The organism is Streptomyces sp. NPDC047981, from assembly GCF_040653315.1.
In the GTDB taxonomy this organism is placed as follows: domain Bacteria; phylum Actinomycetota; class Actinomycetes; order Streptomycetales; family Streptomycetaceae; genus Streptomyces.
In genome coordinates this window covers 1-22,513 of sequence record NZ_JBEZNQ010000083.1, presented here as the reverse complement: position 1 = coordinate 22,513, position 22,513 = coordinate 1, and the positions used below count along the sequence as shown (strand labels likewise).

General features: G+C 73.2%; 19 protein-coding genes. 6 read left to right on the top strand and 13 right to left on the bottom strand.

The features are described from left to right. Nucleotides 1-61: 61 nt before the first annotated feature. The 3 genes from aroA to AB0E14_RS33050 all read left to right on the top strand — a co-directional run bounded on the left by aroA (nt 62) and on the right by AB0E14_RS33050 (nt 4,097). Nucleotides 62-1,339: a 3-phosphoshikimate 1-carboxyvinyltransferase gene (aroA, locus tag AB0E14_RS33060; protein WP_362426779.1), complete on the top strand. Its 1,278-nt coding sequence runs from the start codon at nt 62-64 to the stop codon at nt 1,337-1,339. Nucleotides 1,340-1,347: 8 nt separating this feature from the next. Further along, on the top strand, nt 1,348-2,532 hold the full coding sequence (locus AB0E14_RS33055; protein WP_362426776.1) for a 3-hydroxybenzoate 6-monooxygenase: 1,185 nt from the start codon (nt 1,348-1,350) through the stop codon (nt 2,530-2,532). A 335-nt stretch (nt 2,533-2,867) separates the two neighbouring features. After that, nucleotides 2,868-4,097, top strand: a complete 1,230-nt coding sequence (locus AB0E14_RS33050; protein WP_362426773.1) for a transposase — start codon at nt 2,868-2,870, stop codon at nt 4,095-4,097. On the opposite strand, the gene AB0E14_RS33045 is transcribed toward AB0E14_RS33050, so the two are convergent. The 6 genes from AB0E14_RS33045 to AB0E14_RS33020 form a co-directional block, all read right to left on the bottom strand. Next, complete coding sequence (locus AB0E14_RS33045; RefSeq protein WP_362426770.1) at nt 4,058-6,034, bottom strand: helix-turn-helix domain-containing protein; 1,977 nt, start codon at nt 6,032-6,034, stop codon at nt 4,058-4,060. The two genes, AB0E14_RS33050 and AB0E14_RS33045, sit on opposite strands and share 40 nt — an antisense overlap. A 77-nt stretch (nt 6,035-6,111) precedes the next feature. Continuing rightward, nucleotides 6,112-6,912, bottom strand: coding sequence for a BTAD domain-containing putative transcriptional regulator (locus AB0E14_RS33040; protein ID WP_362426767.1), 801 nt, complete (start codon nt 6,910-6,912; stop codon nt 6,112-6,114). 144 nt (nt 6,913-7,056) lie between these two features. Beyond that, on the bottom strand, nt 7,057-7,410 hold the full coding sequence (gene crcB / locus AB0E14_RS33035; protein WP_362426764.1) for a fluoride efflux transporter CrcB: 354 nt from the start codon (nt 7,408-7,410) through the stop codon (nt 7,057-7,059). Next, nucleotides 7,407-7,901 carry a CrcB family protein gene (locus AB0E14_RS33030; RefSeq protein ID WP_362426761.1) on the bottom strand — a complete coding sequence of 165 codons (495 nt, stop codon included), beginning with the start codon at nt 7,899-7,901 and terminating at the stop codon, nt 7,407-7,409. The genes crcB and AB0E14_RS33030 overlap by 4 nt, the downstream gene beginning before the upstream one ends. 139 nt (nt 7,902-8,040) lie before the next feature. Further along, nucleotides 8,041-8,508 (bottom strand): DUF1772 domain-containing protein, encoded by a 468-nt coding sequence (locus tag AB0E14_RS33025; RefSeq protein ID WP_362426758.1) that lies wholly within the window; start codon nt 8,506-8,508, stop codon nt 8,041-8,043. A gap of 55 nt (nt 8,509-8,563) precedes the next feature. Then, the gene (locus AB0E14_RS33020) at nt 8,564-10,159 is read right to left on the bottom strand and encodes a von Willebrand factor type A domain-containing protein (RefSeq protein ID WP_362426755.1); all 1,596 of its coding nucleotides are present in this window, start codon (nt 10,157-10,159) and stop codon (nt 8,564-8,566) included. Nucleotides 10,160-10,399: 240 nt separating this feature from the next. Between AB0E14_RS33020 and AB0E14_RS33015 the strand changes: the two genes are divergently transcribed. Beyond that, complete coding sequence (locus AB0E14_RS33015; protein WP_362426753.1) at nt 10,400-11,086, top strand: DNA-binding response regulator; 687 nt, start codon at nt 10,400-10,402, stop codon at nt 11,084-11,086. 54 nt (nt 11,087-11,140) lie between these two features. Here AB0E14_RS33015 and AB0E14_RS33010 read toward each other — a convergent pair whose 3' ends face one another. Both AB0E14_RS33010 and AB0E14_RS33005 read right to left on the bottom strand, forming a co-directional pair. After that, nucleotides 11,141-12,025 carry an ABC transporter permease gene (locus tag AB0E14_RS33010; RefSeq protein WP_362426750.1) on the bottom strand — a complete coding sequence of 295 codons (885 nt, stop codon included), beginning with the start codon at nt 12,023-12,025 and terminating at the stop codon, nt 11,141-11,143. Continuing rightward, nucleotides 12,022-14,718 carry an alpha/beta fold hydrolase gene (locus AB0E14_RS33005; protein ID WP_362426747.1) on the bottom strand — a complete coding sequence of 899 codons (2,697 nt, stop codon included), beginning with the start codon at nt 14,716-14,718 and terminating at the stop codon, nt 12,022-12,024. The genes AB0E14_RS33010 and AB0E14_RS33005 overlap by 4 nt, the downstream gene beginning before the upstream one ends. A gap of 132 nt (nt 14,719-14,850) precedes the next feature. Between AB0E14_RS33005 and AB0E14_RS33000 the strand changes: the two genes are divergently transcribed. Continuing rightward, on the top strand, nt 14,851-15,276 hold the full coding sequence (locus AB0E14_RS33000; protein ID WP_362426744.1) for a GNAT family N-acetyltransferase: 426 nt from the start codon (nt 14,851-14,853) through the stop codon (nt 15,274-15,276). A 111-nt stretch (nt 15,277-15,387) separates the two neighbouring features. Next, nucleotides 15,388-16,569 carry a S8 family peptidase gene (locus AB0E14_RS32995; RefSeq protein ID WP_362426741.1) on the top strand — a complete coding sequence of 394 codons (1,182 nt, stop codon included), beginning with the start codon at nt 15,388-15,390 and terminating at the stop codon, nt 16,567-16,569. Here AB0E14_RS32995 and AB0E14_RS32990 read toward each other — a convergent pair. From AB0E14_RS32990 to AB0E14_RS32970, 5 genes are all read right to left on the bottom strand, one after another. Further along, nucleotides 16,566-17,165: a DUF4291 domain-containing protein gene (locus AB0E14_RS32990; protein WP_362426738.1), complete on the bottom strand. Its 600-nt coding sequence runs from the start codon at nt 17,163-17,165 to the stop codon at nt 16,566-16,568. The genes AB0E14_RS32995 and AB0E14_RS32990 overlap by 4 nt on opposite strands. A gap of 126 nt (nt 17,166-17,291) precedes the next feature. Then, a complete protein-coding gene (gene mmsA, locus AB0E14_RS32985) occupies nt 17,292-18,803 on the bottom strand; it encodes a CoA-acylating methylmalonate-semialdehyde dehydrogenase (RefSeq protein WP_362426735.1) in 1,512 nt (503 codons plus the stop codon). 14 nt (nt 18,804-18,817) lie between these two features. Next, entirely contained in the window at nt 18,818-20,689 is a 1,872-nt protein-coding gene (gene iolD / locus AB0E14_RS32980; protein WP_362426816.1) for a 3D-(3,5/4)-trihydroxycyclohexane-1,2-dione acylhydrolase (decyclizing), read from the bottom strand. A gap of 86 nt (nt 20,690-20,775) precedes the next feature. Then, a complete protein-coding gene (iolB, locus tag AB0E14_RS32975; RefSeq protein WP_362426813.1) occupies nt 20,776-21,567 on the bottom strand; it encodes a 5-deoxy-glucuronate isomerase in 792 nt (263 codons plus the stop codon). Between the two features lie 92 nt (nt 21,568-21,659). Further along, entirely contained in the window at nt 21,660-22,412 is a 753-nt protein-coding gene (locus AB0E14_RS32970) for a deoxyribose-phosphate aldolase (protein ID WP_362426810.1), read from the bottom strand. Between the last annotated feature and the right edge of the window lie 101 nt (nt 22,413-22,513).

Sequence of the window (22,513 nt, the reverse complement as noted above, 5' to 3'; positions counted from 1 at the left end):
TGTGCGGCGCTCCTCCCCCGGACCGCCGCGCACGCGGCGGCCGTACTCGCAAAGGACAGCCATGACCTTCGCCGTACCGGCGACTCCCGCCCTGAACGCCCGGATACCGGGCTCGAAGTCGCTGACCAACCGGGCCCTGCTGCTCGCGGCCGCCGCACACGGGCCGAGCGCCCTCGGCGCGCCGCTGGTCAGCGACGACACGACGGCGTTCCGCGAGGCCCTGCGCGGCCTCGGGGTCCGGATCGACACCTCCGAGGACGACGCCGTCTGGACGGTGACCGGGCTCGGCCGCGGCCCGGCCGGGGCCGCGACCGTCTGGTGCGCCGACGCCGGCACCGCCGCCCGCTTCCTGCCGCCGTTCGCCGCGACCGGGCACGGCGACTTCGGCTTCGAGGGCTCCGACCAGCTCACCGCCCGTCCCGTGGCCCCGCTCGCTGAGGCCCTGCGGCTCCTCGGGACCGACGTCACCACGGGGCCCGGCGGGCGGCTTCCGCTGCGGGTCCGCTCGCGCGGCCTCGACGGCGGGGAGCTGACCGTGGACTCCTCGCTCAGCAGCCAGTTCCTGACCGGCCTGCTGATAGCGGGCCCGCTGATGCGGGGGCCGCTGTCGCTGCGTGTGCCGGAACTCGTCAGCCGGCCGTACATCGACATGACCGTCGCCCTGATGCGGCGCTTCGGCGCCGACGTGGAGGAGGCGACGCCCGGCGCGTTCGCCGTCCGGCCCACCGGCTACCGGGGCGTCGACCTGCCGATCGAACCCGACGCCTCCACCGCCTCGTACGTCTTCGCGGCGGCGGCGGTGACCGGGACGAGCGTGCGCGTGGCCGGTCTGGGCCGCGCCGGCCTCCAGGGCGACCTGCGCTTCACCGAGGTCCTCGCCCGCGCCGGCGCCCGGGTGGAGACCACCGACGAGGCGACCACGGTCACCGGGACCGGGTCTCTGCGGGGCGGGTTCTCCGTGGACATGGGCGAGATCTCGGACACCTTCATGACCCTCGCCGCGATCGCGCCGCTGGCCGACGCCCCGATCACCATCACCGGCGTCGCGCACGCCCGGCTGAAGGAGTCCGACCGGGTCGCCGCCGTCGAGGGCAATCTGCGCGCCCTCGGCATCCGGACCGAGACCGGCCCGGACCGGATCACCGTCCACCCCGGCGCGCCCGTGCCGGCCCGGATCGTCTGCCACCGCGACCACCGCATCGCGATGGCGTTCTCGGTCCTGGGCCTGCGCGCCGAGGGCATCACCCTCGACGACCCCGGCTGCGTCGCCAAGACCTTCCCGGGCTTCCACGAGGAGCTGCACCGGCTCTTCCCCCAGCACTCCGTACCGACAACCTGAGGAACGACATGGCTCACATACTCATCGCCGGCGGTGGCATCGGAGGGCTCGCCACGGCCCTTTCGCTGACCCGGCGCGGGCACCGGACCACCGTCCTCGAACGCGCGCCCGCCTTCGCCGAGATCGGCGCGGGCATCCAGCTGGGGCCCAACGCCTTCCACGCCCTCGACCGGCTCGGCGTCGGCGAGGCCGTGCGCACCCGGGCCGTCTTCATCGACGAACTCCGCTTCATGGACGGCACCACGGGCGAGAAGGTCGCCGCGATGGAGCTGACCGGCGCCTACCGGGAGCGGTTCGGCAACCCGTACGCCGTCGTGCACCGCGGCGACCTGCACCAGCCGCTGCTCGCCGCCTGCCAGGAGCTGCCAGGCGTGACCCTCGTCCCCGACGCCGCGGTCGAGCGGTACGAGCAGGACGCGGACGGCGTCACCGTGCACACCGCCGACGGCCGGAGCTTCGAAGGCACGGCGCTGATCGGCGCGGACGGCATCCGCTCGACGGTCCGCGGCCAGATGCTCGGCGACGGCGAGCCGCGCGTGTCGGGCCACACCATCTACCGTTCGGTGATCCCGATCGAGAAGGTCCCCGAGGAGCTGCGCTGGAACACCGTCACCCTGTGGGCGGGACCCAAGTGGCACTTCGTGCACTACATGATCGGCGGGGGCGAGTACCTCAACCTGGCCGTCACCCGCGACAACGGCGCGACGGTCCCTGTGACGGGCCGGGCCACGGACCGGTCCCACGTCCTGGAGCAGTTCCCCGGTATCGGCGCGACCGCCCGGCGGCTGCTCGAACTCGGCGACGACTGGCGCGAATGGGTGCTCTGCGACCGTGACCCGGTGGACGGCTGGACCGACGGCCGGGTCGGCCTGATCGGTGACGCGGCCCACCCGATGCTGCAGTACGCGGCGCAGGGCGCCTGCCAGGCACTGGAGGACGCGGTCGTCCTCGCGGAGCTGCTGGCCGACGTGGACGGCGCGGCCGTCGCGGCGGGCCTGGAGAAGTTCAACGCGGCGCGGCGCGAGCGGACCGGCCGTACGCAGGAGGTCGCCCGGCTGATGGGCTCCGAGCTGTACCACCCGGCGGGCGAGCGGGCGGTGGAGCGCAACCGGATGCTCTCCGCCTTCTCCCAGGAGGAGCTGTACGACCAGGTGTCCTGGCTGCACGGGGAGCGCGCCTTCACCGCTGTCTGACCGCCGGCGGTGTCCGACCCTCACCGCTGTCTGACCCGCCGGCGGTGTCCGACCTTCACCGTGTCCGACCTTCGCCCGCACCGGACCTTCACCGTTTTCCGGTCTTCACCGGTGTCCGACCGCGCATCCGTCGGGCCCTGAGTGGTGGTTCGGCCACACCTGGCCCCTGGAGCGCGGGGCACGGTGGCCGGTTCCGTACCGGACGCCCGGCGGAGCAGTGGTCCGGGTACCACGATCGACGGCGGGTGGGTGCCGTGGACACCTCGTCCGGGGCACCCGCCCGAAGCGATCGTGGAGGTGCATTCAAGCAGGCCACCCCCCATGGTTGGAGTGTCGTGAACACAGCAGTCAGCAGACGACGGGACTCGGTCCGAACCCTGTCGGTGCCGCGCCAGGGCCGGCACTCCGCCGCACCCGCCGTGTCCGACGACACCGTCTCCGAACTCTGCGCGACCCTGTTCTCCTCGTTCCCCCGCAAGGACCAGCGGCAGCGCGGAGAGCAGTACCTGCGTGGACTGCTCACCACCGAGGGCCGCAAGACCGCCCGCAACATCGCCGCCCAGCTGGGCGCGCCCGCCACGGAACAGACGCTGCATCACTTCATCGCCGACTCCACGTGGAGCTGGCGCCCCCTGCGGGCCGCGCTCGCCGCCCATCTGGAACGGAAGGCGGCCCCCCAGGCCTGGGTCGTACGGCAGATGTCGGTACCGAAGACCGGGGAGCACTCGGTCGGCGTCGACCGGGGGCTCGCCCCGCACCCGCGGCAGTCGTTCCGGGGCCAGCAGTCCGCCGGGGTGTGGCTCGCCTCGCAGGAGCTGAGCGCGCCCGTCGACTGGCGGCTCGTCCTGCCCGACCAGTGGGTCCACGACCACGCGCTGCGCGACCGGGCGGGCGTGCCCCGGGAGGCGGGGGCGGAGAGCCCGGAGGAGTGCGCCGTCGCGGTCGCCCTGGAGGCGGGCCGGCACTGGGGCCCGCGCCGGCCGGTCCTGATCGATCTGCGAGGCGGTGACGCGCCGGCGGCCGTGGCCCCGCTGGCCGCCGCCCGGGTGCCGTTCCTGGTCCGGATCAGCGGCGCGCAGCGGCTCGCGGTGGCGGACCGCGCGATGCCGGGCTTCCGGAGCGGTCCGCTGCCGGCGCAGCAGATCCTGCAGCTGGTCAAGGGCGTGCGGCGGCCGGTGCCTTGGCAGGACGCGGCCGCCGGGCTCGCCCCGCGGATGTCGCTGGCCGCGATGGTGCCGGTGGTGCTGTCGGGCCGCTCGGCGGCTCCGCTCGGGCTCTCCCTGCTCGGCGAGTGGAGCGACCCGACCCGTCCGCCGTCCGCGCTGTGGCTCACCGGGATGACGCAGCCGGGTGCCGGCCCGCTGTTGCGGCTGACCAAGCTGACCCGCCGGGTGGAGGCGGACTACGCGCGCGTGGGCGAGGAGATCGGGCTGCGGGACTACGTGGGCCGGTCCTTCCCCGGCTGGCACCGGCACATGACGCTGGCCTCCGCCGCGCACGCGGCCAGGGTGCTGTCCCGCGTCGGCTACGACACGGACCGGCCGGCGGAGCTCGCCTCGGCGTGAGGGGCCGCCGTACCCGCTCGGCGCTGTCGGCGCAGGACCTCGCGGGAGCGGTGGAGCCTCAGGGCGAGCTGCACCTCCAGGGTCCTGTCCGGCCGCTGCCAGGCGTCGCCGAGCAGGTCGGTGACCCGGTCGAGGCGGCGTGACACGGTGTTGGGGTGCACGTTGAGCAGGTCGGCCGCGTTGGCCTGGCTGCCGCCGGAGGCGAAGTACGACTCCAGGGTGCCGATGAGGTCGGTCAGCCGGTCGCGGTCGTAGTCGAGGACCGGGCCGATCGCGGAGCTGATGTAGCCGTCGACGTCGTGGTCGTCGGAGAGCAGCAGCCCGAGGAAGCCGAGGTCCTTCGCGGAGGCCGTGCCGCCGGTGCCGTCGAGGGCGGTCAGGGCGTCCAGGCAGCGCATCGCCTCCCGGTGCATCCGGCCGATGTCGGCGGCGCCCCGGCCGGGTCCTGCCGCGCCCACCGACACGGGGTGGCCGAGCAGCGGTGACAGCTGGTCGGCGACCGCGCGGGCGGCGGCGGAGGCGTCCGTGCCCGGCAGGAGCAGCACGATGTGACCGCTGTGGACGGTCTTGAGCCCGGTCATCCGGTGCGCGTACGAGGACGCCCACACCACGGCGCGGCCCTGTTCGCCGCCCTCGGGGTGGGCGACGAGCAGGACGTGGGGCGCCTCCAGGTCGATGCCGAGGCCGCGCGCCCGCTGGACGAGGTAGTGCGTCTGGTGGCCGCTGCGGGCGTGCGCGGCGAGGAGTTCGTCGAAGAGGTCGTCGCGCACGGGTCCTTCGGCTACGGCGGTGCTCCTTCGGAGCAGGAGCTGGATCGCGAAGGTCTGTGCGGTCAGCTGGAGCAGTCCCTCGTCCTCGCCGACGAGCGCCGTGCCCGGGCGGAGCACCAGCACCCCCAGGTCCTCCGCGCCCGCGGTGACCGGGGCGACCCAGGTGCCGTCGGCGGTGACGACGGGTCGGAGGTGGGCGTGGGCGTCGAGGGCCGCCTCGGCGACGGCGGCCTCGTCCGGTTCGCCGAGGTCGCCGCTGGTGGCGAGCGGCCGGCCGGCCGGGTCGCGCAGCTGCAGCGCCGAGTCGAGCGCGTCGCCCGCGGCCTTCGCGACGGTGGTGAGGTCGGCCCCGGCGAGGACCAGGCCGAGGGTGTGGCTGTGGGCCTCGTTGAGCTGCTGCAGCCGGACGAGACTCGTCCGGGTGCGGAAGCCGTCCCGTTCGAGGCGGCCGACCTCGCCCTGCGCCTGTTCGTAGCTGCCGGCCCGCTCGACGGCGACGGCGGCCAGCGCGGCGAGGGAGGCGACCAGGCCTATCTCGTCCGGGGAGAAGTGGCGTACGGAACGGTTGCCTCCGTAGAGCACGCCGATGGTCTGGTCGCCGTTGCACATCGGCACGGCCATCAGCGCGTGCAGTCCTTCGGCCCGGACGACGGCGTCGGCGCTCGGGTCGTGCTCGACCGTGTCGTCCTCGAGGTAGTCGGCCGTCCACAGCGGCGCCCTGGACAGCAGGCTCCGGTGGCCGAGGCCGAATCCGGCGGGGACGGAGTGGCCGGTGACGAGGGCCGTGGTCGAGCCGTTGGAGACGGCCACCCGCAGGCTGCCCTCCTGGTCCAGGACGGCGATGGACGTCATGTCGAAGTTGAGCAGCCGCTTGACCCGGCGGATGGCCACTTCCAGGAGGGACTCGACGTCGTGGGGTGACGTCAGGTCCCGTGCCGTGTCGACCAGATCGGCCAGGCCGTCCTCGCGCTGGCGACGCTGCCCCTGCCAGGCCTGCACCCCCCGGGCCAGGTGCACCGCCCGCTCCAGGCCGGCCAGGGCCTCGCCGGAGAGCCCCTCGCGCCGGGCCCGCTGCAGCAGCGCGTCGAACCTCCCCGCCGGAGCCTGATCGGCGAGGAGTTCGAGGACGGCCATCAGGCCGGTGTCCTGGGTCTGTGGATCCGTCATGGTGTGCGAGCCCCCAGCCCGTCGTACACGTTTCGCCCCGTTATCGGTCCGAAACTAGTTCGATGGCGATCTTGCGGTCAACCAGCGATGGGAAGGGGGTGAAGGGTGGTGCGGGATTGACGCAAGGAGTGCAGGAACGGACCGATCCGCAGCGCCGGGGACTGCCCGTACGACCCGTACGACCGCCCCGCGTACCCCTGCGCCGCGCTCTGCTCCACCTCCGCGACCAGCGCCGCGTACTGCGGCGGCACACTGCGGAAGCGGGAGAGGAACACGGACAGACCGGAGTAGAGCTCGTGCCGTCGGCCGAGCCTGCGCTGCGCCTCGATCCACAGGTCGAGGGCGCGCAGCCGGGACAGTTCGAGGCGGGCGCCGTGCGCCCGCAGGTGCGGGCCCGCGACCACCCCGGTGTACGCGTCGGCCGACCACAGCTCCAGCGCCTGGCCGAGCCGTTCGGCCGCGGTCGGATAGTCCTCGACCTCCATGGCCCGGTAACCGGCGCCGACCGCGCGCTGGAACATCCGGACGTCGGAACTGCCGCCCCCGGTGGCCAGCAGGTACCCCCCGGGCAGCGAGACCACGACCTCGCGCGCGCTCCGGGGTCCGGGCGCGGCGGACGCGCCCGCGGCCTGTTGACGACCGACGTCCAGCGCGTCGTCGATCAGCTCCCTGAGCCCGCGGACATGGGTCTCGATCATGTCCTGCGCGTGCCGCGGCGCGCCGTCGGGCCACAGCTCCTGCGTCAGAACGGCCGTCGGCACGATGCGGTCGGCGTGCGCCGCGAGCAGCGCCAGCAGCTGACGGGCCGGTGCCGCCGTGGGAACGATCGGCGTCCCTCTCTCCTGGACAGCGAGCAAGCCCAGCACCTTCAGATCCATAGCGCCCCCTCCATGGTTCACGTACTGCCACCATAAGATAATAATGACCACTTCGTTTTTGGAGGAGTGCATATCTTGACGGCAAGGAAACATTCGCCGGCCAAGTGCGGACAGAAACGGTCGTAACCTACGGGCGGCGGCCTCTCACCAGGACGCGGCGATCTCCACGCCCAGCCAGACGGCACCGAGCCCGGCGGCCAGACTCCCCGCCACGTTCGCCGCCGCGTACCCCTTCGCCCCGCCCTCGTAGAGCTTCCACGTCTCGTACGAGAACGTGGAGTACGTGGTGAGCGCCCCGCACAGGCCCGCGCCGAGGAGGAGTTGCGCCCGGGCGGAGGAGACTCCGGTGAGCAGGCCGAGCGCGAGCGAGCCGACGACGTTGACGGCGAACGTGCCCCAGGGGAAGGCGGATCGGCGCCGGGCCGTGAGCGCCCGGTCGACGAGGTGGCGCAGCGGCGCGCCGACAGCCGCGCCGAGGACGACGAACAGCCAGTTCACGCGCGCTCCTCGGGGTCGGTGGGGCGCTCGGCGCGGCGCGAGGTGCGGAGCTCGACGCCGCGCTCGGTGCCGTGCTCGACGCCGCGCTCGGTGCGGCGAAGGGCGCGGCGGGTCGCGACGGTCGCGGCCCAGAGCGCGGCGAGCGCGGCGACCACCGTCCCGCCCAGGTAGCCCACCCCGCGCGCCGCGTCGCCCGAGCTCAACAGCCGCTGGGTGTCGAGGGCGTACGTGGAGAACGTGGTGAAGCCGCCGAGGACACCCGTGCCGAGGAAGGGCCGCAGGAGCGGCGGGGGCGCCGTGACCACCTCGGTCACCAGAACCATCAGGACCCCGATCGCGGCGCAGCCCGCGGCGTTCACGGTCAGCGTGGTCCAGGGGAACGCGCCGGCCGGGGTCGGCCAGGCCAGCGAGGCGCCGTAGCGGGCCGTCGCCCCGAGGGCCCCGCCGGCGGCGACGGCGCCGACGACCGGCAACTGTCCGCGGAAGTCCATGGGGCCAGGCTAAGCGTGCGAGGCGGACAGGCACGGCGCCCGGCCTGGGGCATTAACCGGAAGCCGGCCCGCCGCCTCGTCCTGAGATGGTCGACCCGGACTCCACGCCGGTCAAACACCGGGCGCGGAGTCCGTCAGGTCAGTTGAACGCGGCCGCGATCAGCAGCCCGAACGAGGCCGTGATCAGCACCGTGCGGATCGCGTGGAAGCCGTTCCACCGCTTCTCGAAGGCCGCCCGGACGGCGGAGGCGGGCTCCCCCGTCCGCTCCGAGGCGGCCAGCGCGTTGTTCAGCGGGATGTTCCCCGCGACCGTCACCACGTGGTTCAGGACCGCGCAGACCATGCCCGCCAGGACCAGCCACTTCTGGGTCTCGGAGCGGCCGTCGGCGGGCACCAGGAACGCGGCGACCGGGAAGGCCACGACCCCGAGGAACACCAGCAGGAACACCGCCTTGGGCACGTACTCGTTGATCCGCCGCATCGCGTCGACGAACGCGCCGTCGTCCAGGCGCCCCAGGGCGGGCATGATCCCGGTCAGGAAGATCAGCATGAACCCGGCGTACAGCCCGGTGCTGGCGATGGCGAGGGCGAGCAGCGTGGTGGCCATGGGCCCATCATGGCGGCCAGGGCCCCCGCGCGCAGCGCCTGTGGACAACTCGTGATCAGCCGCTGTACGGATCGCCCGGTTCCGCTCCGGTGTCCCGGTCGGCCTCGGCTCCCCGCAGCTTCGCCGCCTGCCGGATCGCCTCGGCCAGCTCCCGTACGACCTTGGAGCCCGACCGGTCGGCGATCGCCTGCGCCCGCTCGGCGAGTTCCCCGAGACGAGGCGCGGCCGGCAGGGCCCCGCCCCGCAGCCGGTCCGCGAAATAGGCGGCGACGGCGGTCAGTTGCAGGCTGTCGTGGCCCGGCGCCCAGAGCGCGGGGGCGAGCGCCCCGGTCCCCACGCTGCCGGAGGCCTCGCGGGGCGCGCGGCTCTTCGGGTCGAGCCAGCGGACCGTGGCCGTGGCCAGCGGGCCGCCGCGGCCCGGCCGGGTCTTCACCGCGTACAACGCGGTGACCGTGTGGCCCGCGCCGACCTCGCCGCCGTCCACCCGGTCGTCGCGGAAGTCCTCGTCGGCGACCTCCCGGTTCTCGTAGCCGATCAGCCGGAACCGTTCCACGGTCTTCGGGTCGAAGGCGACCTGTGCCTTCGCGTCCCGGGCGCGCAGCTCGACATGGGTGGGCAACTGCGTCACGAAGACCTTGCGGGCCTGTTCGGTGGTGGAGACGTACGTCGTGTGCCCGTCGCCCTTGTCGGCGAGCTGCTCCATGAACGCGTCGCCGTAGTCGCTGCCGACGCCGACCCCGAAGAGCGTGATGCCGTACTCCCTGCGCTCCTCCTCGATCCTGTCGAGGATCGACTGCGCGTCGGTGTCCCCGGTGTTCGCGAGGGCGTCGGAGAGGAGGACGACACGGTTCGTCGCGCCCTCGCGGTGGCCCTCGACGGCGACGTCGTAGCCCTGGCGCACCCCCGCCTCCACATTGGTGGAGGAGGTCGTCGCGAGTTCGTGGACGATGCCCCGGATCCGCTCGCGCTGGCCCTTGATCCGGGTCATGGGGAGCCGGGTCTCGGCCTCGTCGCTGAAGGTGACCAGAGCGACCGAGTCGTCGTCGCGCAGCTCGTCGACGAGGATGCCGAGGGACTCCCTGACCAGGTCGAGGCGGCCGGTCTCGGCCATCGAACCGGAGATGTCGACGACGAAGGTGAGGGCGGCGGGCGGCCGTTCGCCCTGCCGGTCGGCCGCCGCCGTCGCGAGCCCGACCCGGACGAGCGACCAGCCGTCCTCGCCGGTACGGGCGCCGTCGACGGTCACGCCGAAGCCGTCGCCCTCGGGGCGCGGGTAGTCCGGGCGGAAGCTGTTCACGAACTCCTCGGGCCGCACGGACGCCGGGTCCGGCAGACCGCCCGCGCCGAGGGTGCGCAGGGCGTAGCCGTACGAGGCGGTGTCGACGTCCAGGGCGAAGGTGGAGAGGTAGTCGGCCGGCGGGCGGACGTCCCGCTGCTCGCCCTCCGGGGCAGCCTCCCGGTCCGTGCCGCTGCCGCCCGTGCCTCCGGTGCCGCCGGTGCCGTTGCTCCCGCCCGGGCCGGGCGCGTAGTGGCCGCCCCCGCGCACGTCCGACGTCCGCCTGTCGTTCTCGTTGCCCGCGCACCCCGTCAGGACCAACCCGGCCGCCAGTGTCCCGGCAGCAGCCCTGGCCGCCCATGTGTGTCGCCTCATGCCATCTCCCCCTCAGGGTCCGTCACTTGTGAATGTGACGTCCGAGGAGGGCGGAAGGAGCAGACGAGGGAGTTGCGGAAGGATCTCAATGCGGCAACGGCGGCCTGGACACTCTCCCGTGGCATGGACTCGCCACCTTCCTCAACAGGGGTTGTCACCGTACGCAGTCACGTGCGTACATGGAGTGGCACACCGATCGGGCGGGGGTGGTCAACGGTGGGTGAGACTGCGGGATCCGTGATGCTCGCGCGATCGGCGATGAACAGGGCCGTACCGGAGGCCCAGCGGCCGCCGGGCCGTCCCGTCCGCGGGGCGCGGCGGATCAGCGCGGCGCTGGCCGCGCTCGCCTCCTCCACGCGCCACGAGTTGCTGACCTTCGACGACCCGGCCGCCTCCGCGGGCCGTGCGATCCCCGAGCCGTTCCTGGAGTTGGCGGGAGCGTGCATGCGGGCCGCGGCGGAGCGGGCCCCGGAGGTCAGACGGATCGTGCCCCGCCACGCCCTCCCCCAGGTGGCGGGCGCGGTCCGGATGCCGGGGCGGGCGCGGCTCGCGGACGCCATCCCGTTCAAGATGATCGTCGTCGACCGTACGGTCGCGGCCGTCCCGCTCGATCTCGACCTGCTCTACAACGGGCTGCTGCTGATCCGCGATCCGGTCGTCGTGCAGGCCCTGGTCCGCGCCCACCATGCCAGTTGGGACGCGGGCGAGGAGCTGACCGGCGCGACGACCCGGAGGGCCGGGCTCCCCACACAGCTCCGCCCGGTCCTCGAAGCCCTGCTCGCGGGACTCACCGACGAGACGGCCGCCGCCCGCCTCGGCATGTCGGGGCGGACGTACAGCCGCCGGGTCGGGGAGCTGCTGCACGCCCTGGGCACGACGAGCCGCTTCCGCGCGGGCGCGGAAGCGGCTCGAAGGGGGTGGCTCTGAGAGGCCCGCCCGGCCGTGCCGGGCGGCCCAGCGGTCACCGACCACTGACCACGGCTACGACACGATGTCCTTGCGGGCGAAGCCCCGGAAGGCGAGCGCGAAGAGGATCACCGCGTATGTCACCGAGATCGCCGTTCCCTTCACCATCCCGCCCCACTCCAGCTGCGGCTGGAGCGCGTCCACCCAGGCGTACTGCCAGTGCGCGGGCACGAAGTCCCGCCAGGAGCCGAGCGCCGTGACGGCGTCCAGGACGTTGCCGATGATCGTCAGGCCGACCGCGCCGCCCACGGCGCCCAGCGGGGCGTCCGTGCGGGTCGACAGCCAGAACGCGAGTCCGGCCGTGACCAGTTGGGAGACGAAGATGAAGCCGACCGCGAGGGCCAGCCTGACCAGGGTCTCGTCGGCCGGCAGCGCCCCGCCCGTGGGCAGCTTCAGCGGCCCCCAGCCGTAGGCGAAGGTGCCCGCGACCAGCGCCACCAGCGGCAGCAGCACCAGCGCCGCCGCGCTGAAGCCGAGCGCGACCGCCAGCTTGGACCAGAGCAGCCGTCCGCGCGGCACGGGTGCCGCGAGGAGATAGCGCAGCGAGGACCAGCTCGCCTCGGAGGCGACGGTGTCCCCGCAGAACAGCGCGACCGTCACCACGAGGAGGAAGCCCGCCGAGACGAACAGACAGGTGGCGGCGAAGTTCGCCGCCGACGCCGTCGCCGTGTCCATCAGCGTGATGCGGTTGTTGCTGCCGTCGGCGTTCTGGTCCCCGCCGATCGCGAAGGCGATGATCAGGATGAACGGCAGCGCGGCGAGCACCGCGCCCATGACCAGGGTGCGGCGCCGCTTCAGCTGCCGCACGGCCTCGACGCGCAGGGGCAGGGTGCGCCGCGGCCGGTAGCCGGGGGCGGTCTCCACGAGCTCCGCCGGTGCGGCGGTGGTCGTCGTGCTCATGCGGATCCTCCTCCGATCAGGGTCAGGAACGCGTCCTCGAGGCGCCGGTGCGGTCCCACACCGGTCACGGGCACGTCCAGGCGGACGAGTTCGCCGATCAGGCCGGTCGCGTCACCGCCGTCCAGACGGACAAGCAGCCCGCCCTCGGTCCGTACCGCCGAGCCGACGCCGGGCAGCGCGCCGATCTTGTCGACGAGCGGGTCGGGAACGGTGTCCCCGAGCGTCACGAGCAGGGTGTCCCCCGCGCCGGTGATCTCGCCGACCGGCCCGGCCTGCACGAGCCGGCCCCGGTCCATCACCACGAGGTGGGTGCAGGACTGCTCGACCTCCGAGAGGAGGTGGCTGGAGACGATGACGGTCCGGCCCCCGGCCGCGTACCGGATCATCACGTCCCGCATCTCGCGGATCTGTGGCGGGTCGAGGCCGTTCGTCGGCTCGTCGAGGATCATCAGATCCGGCAGGCCGAGCATGGCCTGGGCGATCGCGAGGCGCTGCCGCATGCCCTGCGAGTAGGTGCGGACGGCCCGGGCGAGGGCGTCGCCGAGGCCGGCGATCTCCAGGGCCTCCTCGATGTGCGCGTCCTCGGCGGGCCGGCCGGTGGCCTTCCAGTACAGCTCCAGGTTGTCGCGCCCGGACAGGTGCGGCAGGAAGCCCGCACCCTCGACGAAGGCGCCCACCCGGGAGAGGACCGGCGCGCCCGGTCGGATCGCCTGCCCGAAGACCCGGATCTCCCCCTCGTCGGGGGTGATCAGGCCCATGAGCATGCGCAGGGTCGTCGTCTTCCCGGCGCCGTTGGGCCCGAGCAGGCCGAGGACCTGACCCTGCTCGACACGGAAGGAGAGGTCCCGTACGGCATACCGGTCGGAGGACTTGGCGTACTTCTTCGCGAGGCCGGTGATCTGCAGCGGTACGGCGGCGAGTCCGGGGTCGGGGGCGGGCGCCGAGGTCCGGCGGCGGGAGGTGAGCAGCAGCGCGGCGGCGATCAGCCCGCCCGCGAGCGGCAGGCCCCACACCCACCAGGGCAGCGCGGCGGCCTGGTTCGCCACGGCGGGCGCGGTCGGCACGGTCAGCGGCGACTCGACGGCGACGGTGTACGTGGCCGGGGTGGCCGGCGAGGCGTAGCCGAGGTCGGTGGCCGAGAGCACGAGCCGCAGCCGGTGACCGGCCTCGACCTCGTGGTCGATCGCGGGCAGCGTCAGCTCGACGCTCCGGCCGCCCTTGCCCGCGCCGTCGACGCGGACGGGGGCGACGAGCTGGGCGGGCAGCACCTGCTGCCTGCCGTCAGGACCGACGTCGTAGACCTTGCCGAAGAGGACGGCCGAGCCGTCCGGGCTGTCCGAGGTGACCTTGACGCGGACCGTCGGCGTGCCCGTGATCCGTACCGGCTCGGTCAGCGGCTTCGCCTCGAACCGGGCGTACTGGCCCGGGAAGTCGAGGGAGAGCCCGACGCCGAGCGAGGAGAGCTGGGAGAGTCCGCCGCCGATGCCCGGGACGGCGGAGATCGCGGGAGGACTGGCGCCGGCCGGGTTGGCGAAGGACTCCGGCCGGGCGGCGTCCAGCGGGAGGGACACCCGGCCGCCGGTGAGTCCCGGGTAGCGGTCGGCGGTCGCGCCGCGCAGCTGCGCCTCGCCGTCGGTGGAGTCGACCCCTCCGGCGCGGCTGACGCGGAACGCGGGCCCGGTGGAGGCGCCCTCGTCCCCCTTCAGGTAGTGGTCGAACCAGTCGCCGATCCGGGCCTCGACCCGCTCGGTCTCGCGGTCGCCGCCGTCGTGACCGCCGGAGATCCAGTCGACGGCGACGGGCGCGCCGTTGGCGGCGACCGCCTTCGCCATGGCGTCGGCGTGGGTGAGCGGGAAGAGGGAGTCGCTCTGCCCCTGGACGACGAGGGTGGGGACCTTGATCCGGTCGCCGACGGCGGAGGGGCTGCGGGCTTCGAGGAGGGACCGGGCGGCGGCGTCGGGCTGCCCGGAGACGGCGACGCGCTCGTACAGCCGGCACAGCTCGTCGGTGAAGCGGCCGCAGGAGCCGCTGTTCGTCGTCTGTTCCGCCCCCGGAGCCCCGGGCCGCGCCCCGCCCGCCCCCTGCAGCGCGTCCGCCCCGGCGGAGAAGAAGATCCCGGCCCAGAGCTTCTTGAAGACACCGTTCGGGAAGAGGGCGTCGGCGAGGTTCCAGTACGTGATCTGGGGGGCGATCGCGTCGACGCGGGTGTCGTACCCGGCGGCGAGCAGGGAGACCGCGCCGCCGTAGGACGCGCCGGTGATGCCGAGGCGCGGGTCCCCGGCCTTGTCGAGCTGGACCTCGGGCCGCTTCGCGAGCCAGTCGATCAACCGCTGGACGTCCTTGACCTCGTGGGCGGGGTCGTTGAGGCCGATCCGCCCGGTGGAGGCGCCGAAGCCGCGCGCCGACCAGGTCAGGACGGCGTAGCCGTCGCGGGCGAGCTGCTCGGCCTGGGCGCGGACGTCGTCCTTGGAGCCGCCGAAGCCGTGCCCGAGCAGCACGGCGGGCCGGCGGTCGGCGGCGGCGCCGGAGGTGAAGTACGAGGTGTCGATCCGCGCCCCGTCCATGTCGAGCTGCTGGTCCGCGCGGTGCACGGGCGGTGGTTCGTCGGAGGCGACGGCGGTCCAGGTACCGGCGCCCGCGAGCACGGCGAGGGCGGCCGTGACCGCGGCCCACCGGGGGAATCGGATTGGCATGGTGTCGAGCGTAGGCGGGCCGGCTGTGCGACTCGGCTGCCGAGGGGCGGAAATCGGCGGCCTCCTGGAGTCGTACGCCGTACCGTCCCCGTACACCAGGCGCGGTACGCGAGGCGAGGCGAAGGAGCCGGGATGCGGATCGGACGGGCGACGACGGTGGCCGAACTCCTGGCGGCGGCGCACCTCTACGACGGCCCGCCCCAGGAGCGCTGGGCGGAGGCGTTCCTGGCGGCGCCGGGTCACGTGATGCTGATCGCGTACGCGGAGGACGGCTTTCCTGCGGGCCTGGTGTCGGGCATCGAGATGCTGCACCCGGACAAGGGGGTGGAGCTCTGTCTCTACGAGCTGTCGGTGGACGAGGCGTACCGGCGGCGCGGGGTGGGCCGGGCGCTGACGGAGGCGCTGGCGGCGGAGGCCAGGGCGCGGGGCTGTTACGACCTGTGGGTGGGGGTGGATCCGGACAACGAGGCGGCGCTGCGGACGTACCGCTCGGCGGGAGCGCGTGACGAGGGTGCGTTCACGATGCTGACCTGGGAGTTCGACGTGAAGGACCGGTGAGAGGAGCCGACGCACTCTTGTACGACGCATGACAAGGCGAGACCCTGTGGCGCACCACGCACCCCGTACTGCCGGTAACCCGGACAACGAAAGGTTCAGGTGCCCCACCACATGACCCGAATACCTCGCCGCGCCCTCGCGGTCGTCCCCGTCCTCGCGCTCGCCGCGGGCCTTCAGTTGGCGGTCTCCCCCACGGCGCAGAGCGCCCCCGTCGTCGGCGACCTCCGCCTGGCCCCCGCGTCCCTGGCCGTGGAGAACAGCTGGATCGTCGTCCTGAAGGACGGCACGACCCGCGCCGCCGACCTGGGCGTCACGCCGAAGCACGAGTACAGCAAGGTCCTCAAGGGCTTCTCGGCCACCCTGTCGAAGGCCGAGGCCACCGCGCTCACCAAGGACCCGCGCGTGGCGTACGTGGAGCAGAACGCGACGGTCCGGATGACCGAGACACAACCAGGAGCGACCTGGGGCCTGGACCGCGTGGACCAGCGCGACCTGCCCCTCTCGACGACGTACACGTACAACACCCAGGCCTCGAACGTCACCGCGTACATCATCGACACCGGCATCCGCACCTCGCACAGCGAGTTCGGCGGCCGGGCGACGGTCGGCACCGACACGGTCGGCGGCGGGCAGAACGGCCAGGACTGCCAGGGCCACGGCACGCACGTCGCGGGCACGGTCGGCGGCGCGAAGTACGGCGTCGCCAAGGGCGCGAAGCTGGTGGCGGTACGGGTCCTCGACTGCAACGGGTCCGGTACGACGGCCGGCGTCATCGCGGGCGTCGACTGGGTCACGGCCAACGCGGTCAAGCCGGCGGTCGCCAACATGAGCCTCGGCGGCGGCGCGAACACCTCGCTGGACGACGCGGTGAAGCGCTCGATCGCGTCGGGCGTGACGTACGCGGTCGCGGCGGGCAACGGCAACTTCCTCGGCCTGCCGGCCAGGGCCTGCAACTACTCCCCGGCCCGCGTCCCCGAGGCGATCACGGTCGGCGCGACGGACTCCGCCGACCGGCGGGCCTCGTTCTCCAACTACGGGACGTGCGTGGACCTCTTCGCCCCGGGTGTCTCGATCACCTCGGCCTGGAAGGACAACGACACGGCGACGAACACCATCTCGGGCACGTCGATGGCGTCCCCGCACACGGCGGGCGTGGCGGCCCTCTACCTGTCGGCCAACCCGACGGCGACCCCGGCCCAGGTGAGCACCGCACTCGTGAACAACGCGACCCCGGGCAAGGTCCAGGACCCGAGGACCGGCTCCCCGAACCGCCTCCTGCACTCCCTCTTCTAACGCCCAAGCCGCCCGAGGAGCGCCCCGCCCGCCGGGTACGGCCGCTCCTCGGGCACCCTGACCCGAGCCTCGTCCACCCGCCCCTCCCGCATGAGGGCGTGCACCTCGTGCGCGAGGGCCGTCACGTCCCGTATCCCGACGATCCACTCGTCGGCGTACCGCCGCGAGGCCTCCCCCGAGAGCCCCAACTGGAGGGACCGGTAGGGCAGCGCGGCCAGCCGCAGATCCCGCTCGGGATCCCACTGCACACGAGCGGGCGACTCCCTCAGCTCCCGCTTCCAGTCGGCCTGATTCTCATGGAACCCCCGCACGTAGTGCGACAGACAGGCGTGCCGCAGGGCCCACTCGAACCCCTCGCGCGTGATCTCCACGCCCAGCACGGTCTGCTGCCCCTCCTTGAGCCCCCACCCGCACCGGTACATCATCCACAGGAACGAGGGCTTGACCCACGTCATCCGCCCCCGCTTCCAACTCCCCGGAAACCGCCCGTCCCGAGCAGCCGGCAGCCCGATGACGGGGTCGTAGGCCTGATACACGGTCACGGTCGACTCGCTGTACACGGCCCGGATCTGATACTTCGGCGGAACGAAAGACATCCCCCCAGCCTGCTGGGCACCCCGTTCGCGGGCCACTCATTTTGTTGGGGCCCGGTGTCGTCCGACGGAGCGACCCCCGCCGGCCGGAGCCGACAGGGGTCGCGGGGTTCGCGGTGCGGGGTGGTGTCAGTGGTTGCGGGGGAAGCCGAGGTCGACGCCTGCGGGGGCCTCGGAGGGGTCCGGCCAGCGGGTGGTGACGACCTTGCCGCGGGTGTAGAAGTGGACGCCGTCGTTGCCGTAGATGTGGTGGTCGCCGAAGAGCGAGTCCTTCCAGCCACCGAAGCTGTGGTAGCCCACGGGGACCGGGATCGGGACGTTCACGCCGACCATGCCCGCCTGGATCTCCAGCTGGAAGCGGCGGGCCGCGCCGCCGTCGCGGGTGAAGATCGCGGTGCCGTTGCCGAACGGCGAGGCGTTGATGAGGGCCACGCCCTCCTCGTACGTCTCCGCGCGCAGCACGCACAGCACCGGGCCGAAGATCTCGTCCTGGTACGCCTGCGCCGAGGTCGGGACCTTGTCCAGGAGGGACAGGCCGATCCAGTGGCCGTTCTCGAAGCCGTCGACGGTGTAGCCCGTGCCGTCCAGGACGACCTCGCAGCCCTCGTCGGCCGCGCCCTTCACGTACGAGGCGACCTTGTCGCGGTGGACGGCCGTGATGAGCGGGCCCATCTCGGAGGTCGGGTCGTTGCCGGGACCGATCTTGATCTTCTCGGCGCGCTCGCGGATCTTCTCCACCAGCTCGTCGCCGATCGCGCCGACCGCGACGACCGCCGAGATCGCCATGCAGCGCTCACCGGCCGAGCCGTACGCCGCCGAGACCGCCGCGTCCGCCGCCGCGTCCAGGTCCGCGTCCGGCAGCACCAGCATGTGGTTCTTCGCACCGCCCAGCGCCTGGACGCGCTTGCCCGCCGCCGAGGCGGTCGTGTGGATGTAGCGGGCGATCGGGGTCGAACCCACGAAGGAGATCGCCGAGACGTCCGGGTGCTCCAGGAGGCGGTCGACCGCCACCTTGTCACCGTGCACGACGTTGAAGACGCCCTCCGGAAGGCCCGCCTCCGCGAGCAGCTCCGCGATCTTCAGGGACGGCGAGGGGTCCTTCTCGCTCGGCTTGAGGATGAAGGTGTTGCCGCACGCGATGGCGATCGGGAACATCCACATCGGCACCATGGCCGGGAAGTTGAACGGCGTGATGCCGGCGACGACACCGACCGGCTGCCGGATCGCGGCCACGTCGACGCGGTTCGACACCTGCGTCGACAGCTCGCCCTTGAGCTGCGTCGTGATGCCACAGGCCAGGTCGACGATCTCCAGACCGCGGGCGACCTCGCCCAGCGCGTCCGAGTGGACCTTGCCGTGCTCGGCGGTGATCAGCTCGGCGATGGCGTCCCGGTTGGCGTCGAGCAGCGCGCGGAACTTGAACAGGATCGTGGTGCGCTGCGCGAGCGACGCCGTGCCCCACGTCTCGAAGGCGGTCTTCGCGGCGGCCACCGCCGCGTCGACCTCCTCGACCGAGGCCAGCGCCACCTGCGTGGTCACGGCGCCGGTGGCCGGGTCGGTGACCGGGCCCCAGTTGCCCGACGTGCCCTCGACGGTCTTGCCACCGATCCAGTGGTTGACGGTCTTGACGGTGTTCGTCATGACGAAATGCTCCTTCAGAGATGGCGGCGTCGGGCGGTGACGTGCCGGTCGTACTCCTCCCGGGCCTTGACCGCCGACGGGCGGGTCGAAGTCTCGGCCACGGGCACATCCCACCATGCCTGGGCCGGAGGCGGGCCCGACACTGTGTCTGCCGTTTCGGTCTCCACGTAGACACATGTGGGGACGGTGGCCGACCGCGCGTCGGCCAGGGCTTCTCGCAGGTCACGTACGGTACGGGGGGTCAGCACGCGCATCCCGAGGGAGGCCGCGTTGGCCGCCAGGTCGACCGGGAGCGGCGCGCCGGTGAAACCGCCGTCGCTCGCCCGGAAGCGGTACGCGGTGCCGTAGCGCTCACCTCCCACCGCCTCGGAAAGCCCTCCGATGGAGGCGTACCCGTGGTTCTGCAGGATCACCACCTTGAGGGGCAGTCGCTGCTGGACGGCGGTGACGATCTCGGTGGGGTTCATCAGATATGTCCCGTCGCCGACGAGCGCCCAGACCGGCCGGCCGGGCGCTGCGATCGCCACCCCGATCGCCGCCGGGATCTCGTAGCCCATGCACGAGTACCCGTATTCGACGTGGTACTGGTCGGTGGACCGGGCCCGCCAGAGCTTGTGGAGGTCGCCGGGGAGCGAGCCGGCCGCGTTGATCAGGATGTCGTCCGCGGTGACCAGGGTGTCGAGTGCGCCCAGGACCTGGGCCTGGGTGGGGCGCGCCGCCCCCTCGTCGGCGGCAGTGCAGGCGGCGGTGACGCGCCGCTCCCAGCGGAGCTTCTCCTCCGCGTACTCGTGTGCGTAGTGCTCGGTGACGTGGTGCGGGTCGAGCAGGGAGTGGAGGCACTCCAGCCCCTCACGGGCGTCCGCGACCAGCGGCAGCGCGGCCATCTTGTGGGTGTCGAAGGCGGCGATGTTGAGGTTGACGAACCGGACGTCCGGGTGGGTGAAGAGGGTGCCGGACGCGGTGGTGAAGTCGGTCCAGCGCGTGCCGACCCCGATGACCACGTCGGCCGTGCGGGCCAGGTGGTCGGCGACGGCGGTGCCGGTGTGGCCGACGCCGCCGACGTCCTGCGGGTGGTCGTGGCGCAGAGCGCCCTTGCCGGCCTGGGTGGAGGCGACCGGGATGCCGGTCAGGGAGGCGAAGGTGTCGAGCGCCTCCTCGGCGCCGCTGTACTTGACCCCGCCGCCCGCGACGATCAGCGGCCGCGTCGCGCGGCCGATCGCCGCGACCGCCGCCTCCAGCTCGGCGTCGTCCGGCACCGGCCGGCGCACCCGCCAGACCCGCTCGGCGAAGAACTCCTCCGGCCAGTCGTACGCCTCCGCCTGGACGTCCTGCGGCAGCGCCAGGGTGACCGCCCCGGTCGCGACGGGGTCGGTGAGGGCCCGCGCGGCGGCGAGCGCGGCCGGGATCAGCGCCTCGGGGCGGGTGATCCGGTCGAAGTACACGGAGACCGGGCGCAGGCAGTCGTTGACCGACACGTCACCGGCGTACGGCACCTCCAGCTGCTGGAGGACCGGGTCGGCGGGCCGGGTGGCGAAGGAGTCCCCGGGCAGGAGGAGGACCGGGAGGCGGTTGATCGTGGCGAGCGCGGCACCGGTGACGAGGTTGGTGGCGCCCGGGCCGATGGAGGTGGTCACGGCGTGCGCGGAGAGCCGGGTGGACTGGCGGGCGTAGCCGACGGCGGCGTGCACCATGGCCTGTTCGTTACGGCCCTGGTGGTACGGCATCGCGTCGGCGAACTCGACGAGGGCCTGGCCGATCCCGGCGACGTTCCCGTGGCCGAAGATGCCCCAGGTCGCGGCGATCAGGCGGCGGCGGACGCCGTCGCGTTCGGTGTACTGCGCGGCGAGGAACCGCACGAGCGCCTGCGCGACGGTCAGCCTGACCACGTGGTGGGGGCTCACGTGGTGGGGGCCGACCCGGTTCGGGCCCGCCCGGTTCGAGCTCACCCGGTTCGGGCTCTCCTCGTTGCGGCTCACCTGTATCCCTCCGTGTGGTCCGGGTGGAAGCAGATCTTCCACTCGCGGTCGGGTCCTGGGCCGGCCATCACGTTCAGGTAGTACATGTCGTGGTCGGGCTGCGCGATCGACGGGCCGTGCCAGCCGTCCGGTACGAGGACGGCGTCGCCGGTGCGGACCTCGGCGAGCAGGTCGGCGCCGCCGGGCCGGGACGGCGAGATCCGCTGGTAGCCGACTCCGTCGCCGGCGATCTCGTAGTAGTAGATCTCCTCCAGCTCGGACTCGACGCCGGGGCGGTGCTCGTCGTGCTTGTGGGGAGGGTAGGAGGACCAGTTCCCGCCAGGGGTGATCACCTCGACCGCGATCAGCCGGTCCGCCTCGAAGACGCCGGCGGCGGCGAAGTTCCGTACCTGCCGGGCCTGGTTGCCGCTGCCGCGGGCCTCGACGGGTACCTCCGGCGCGGGGCCGTAGCGGGCGGGGAGTCGTCGCTCGCACTTCGCTCCTGCCAAAGCGAAGCGGCCTCCCGCACCGGAGGCGATCTGGACCCGTGCGTCGCGGGGCACGTAGGCGAAGTCGGTCACTCCGCCGAACACGCTCTCGCGGCCCAGGAGTTGAAGCGTCTGGCCATCGGTGTGCACCGTACAGCCGCCGGTGAGCGGAAGTACGATCCACTCGCTTTCCCCGGTGTCCAGGAGGTGGGTGGCCCCTGGAGCGAGGTCGAGGACGCGCAGTGCGGAGTGCCCCCAGCCCGCCCGCTCGGGGTCGACGTGGAGCGTGTACGGCCCGTGGGAGGCGCTCCCGGCGGGCAGATGGAGCTGGTGGTGAGCGGGGGTGACGGGGTACTCGGGTACGGCGGAGTGCTCCGGTACAGCGGAGTCCTCGGGTACAGCGGGGTGATCGTTCACGCGTGCTGGGTCCTTCCTACCGTCTCGCGCAGCAGGCGCGCAGCGGTATCGACAGCTCCGGCCACATCTCCCTCCTCGGGGTAGAGCAGGGCGCGGCCGACGACCAGGCCCCGGACGGTGGGCGCGCGCAGCGCGTGGCGCCATCTCTCGTACAGGACGCGCTGGGCGTCCGGCTCCGGCCCCGGGTCCCCGCCCAGGAGGACGGTGGGGAGCGTGGTGGCCGCGAGGACCCGGGCCATGTCCCCGGGGTGCTCGGTGACGGGGACTTTCAGCCAGGTGTAGGCGGAGGTGCCGCCGAGGCCGGAGGCGATGGCGAGGGAGGTGACGACGGCCTCCGCGGAGAGGTCGTTGTGGAGCCTGCCGTCGTGGTCGCGGTGGCAGAGGAACGGCTCGACGAAGACGGGCAGCCCGAGGGCGGCCATCTCGTCGACGGCGCCGGCGGCGGTGTGCAGGGTGGTGAGCGAACCGGGGTCGTCCGGGTCGATCCGCAGCAGCAGCTTCCCCGCGTCGAGGCCGAGCCGGGCGAGGTCCTGGGGGCGGTGGCCGGTGAAGCGGTCGTCGAGCTCGAAGGCGGTGCCGGCGAGGCCGCCGCGGTTCATGGAGCCGACGGCGAGACGGTCGTCCAGGGCGCCGAGCAGGAGCAGGTCGTCGAGGATGTCGGCGGAGGCGAGGACGCCGTCGACACCGGGCCGGGACAGCGCGAGGGACGGCGGCCGGGCCCGACGCGCGGGCATCTCCTCCTTCGGCATCAGCAGCACCAACGCCCACGTCATCATCGAGGAGCCGGCGGGCACGGACACGACACCCACCGTGCCTTCGAACCCGAACCCCAACACCAAACCGCGACCGG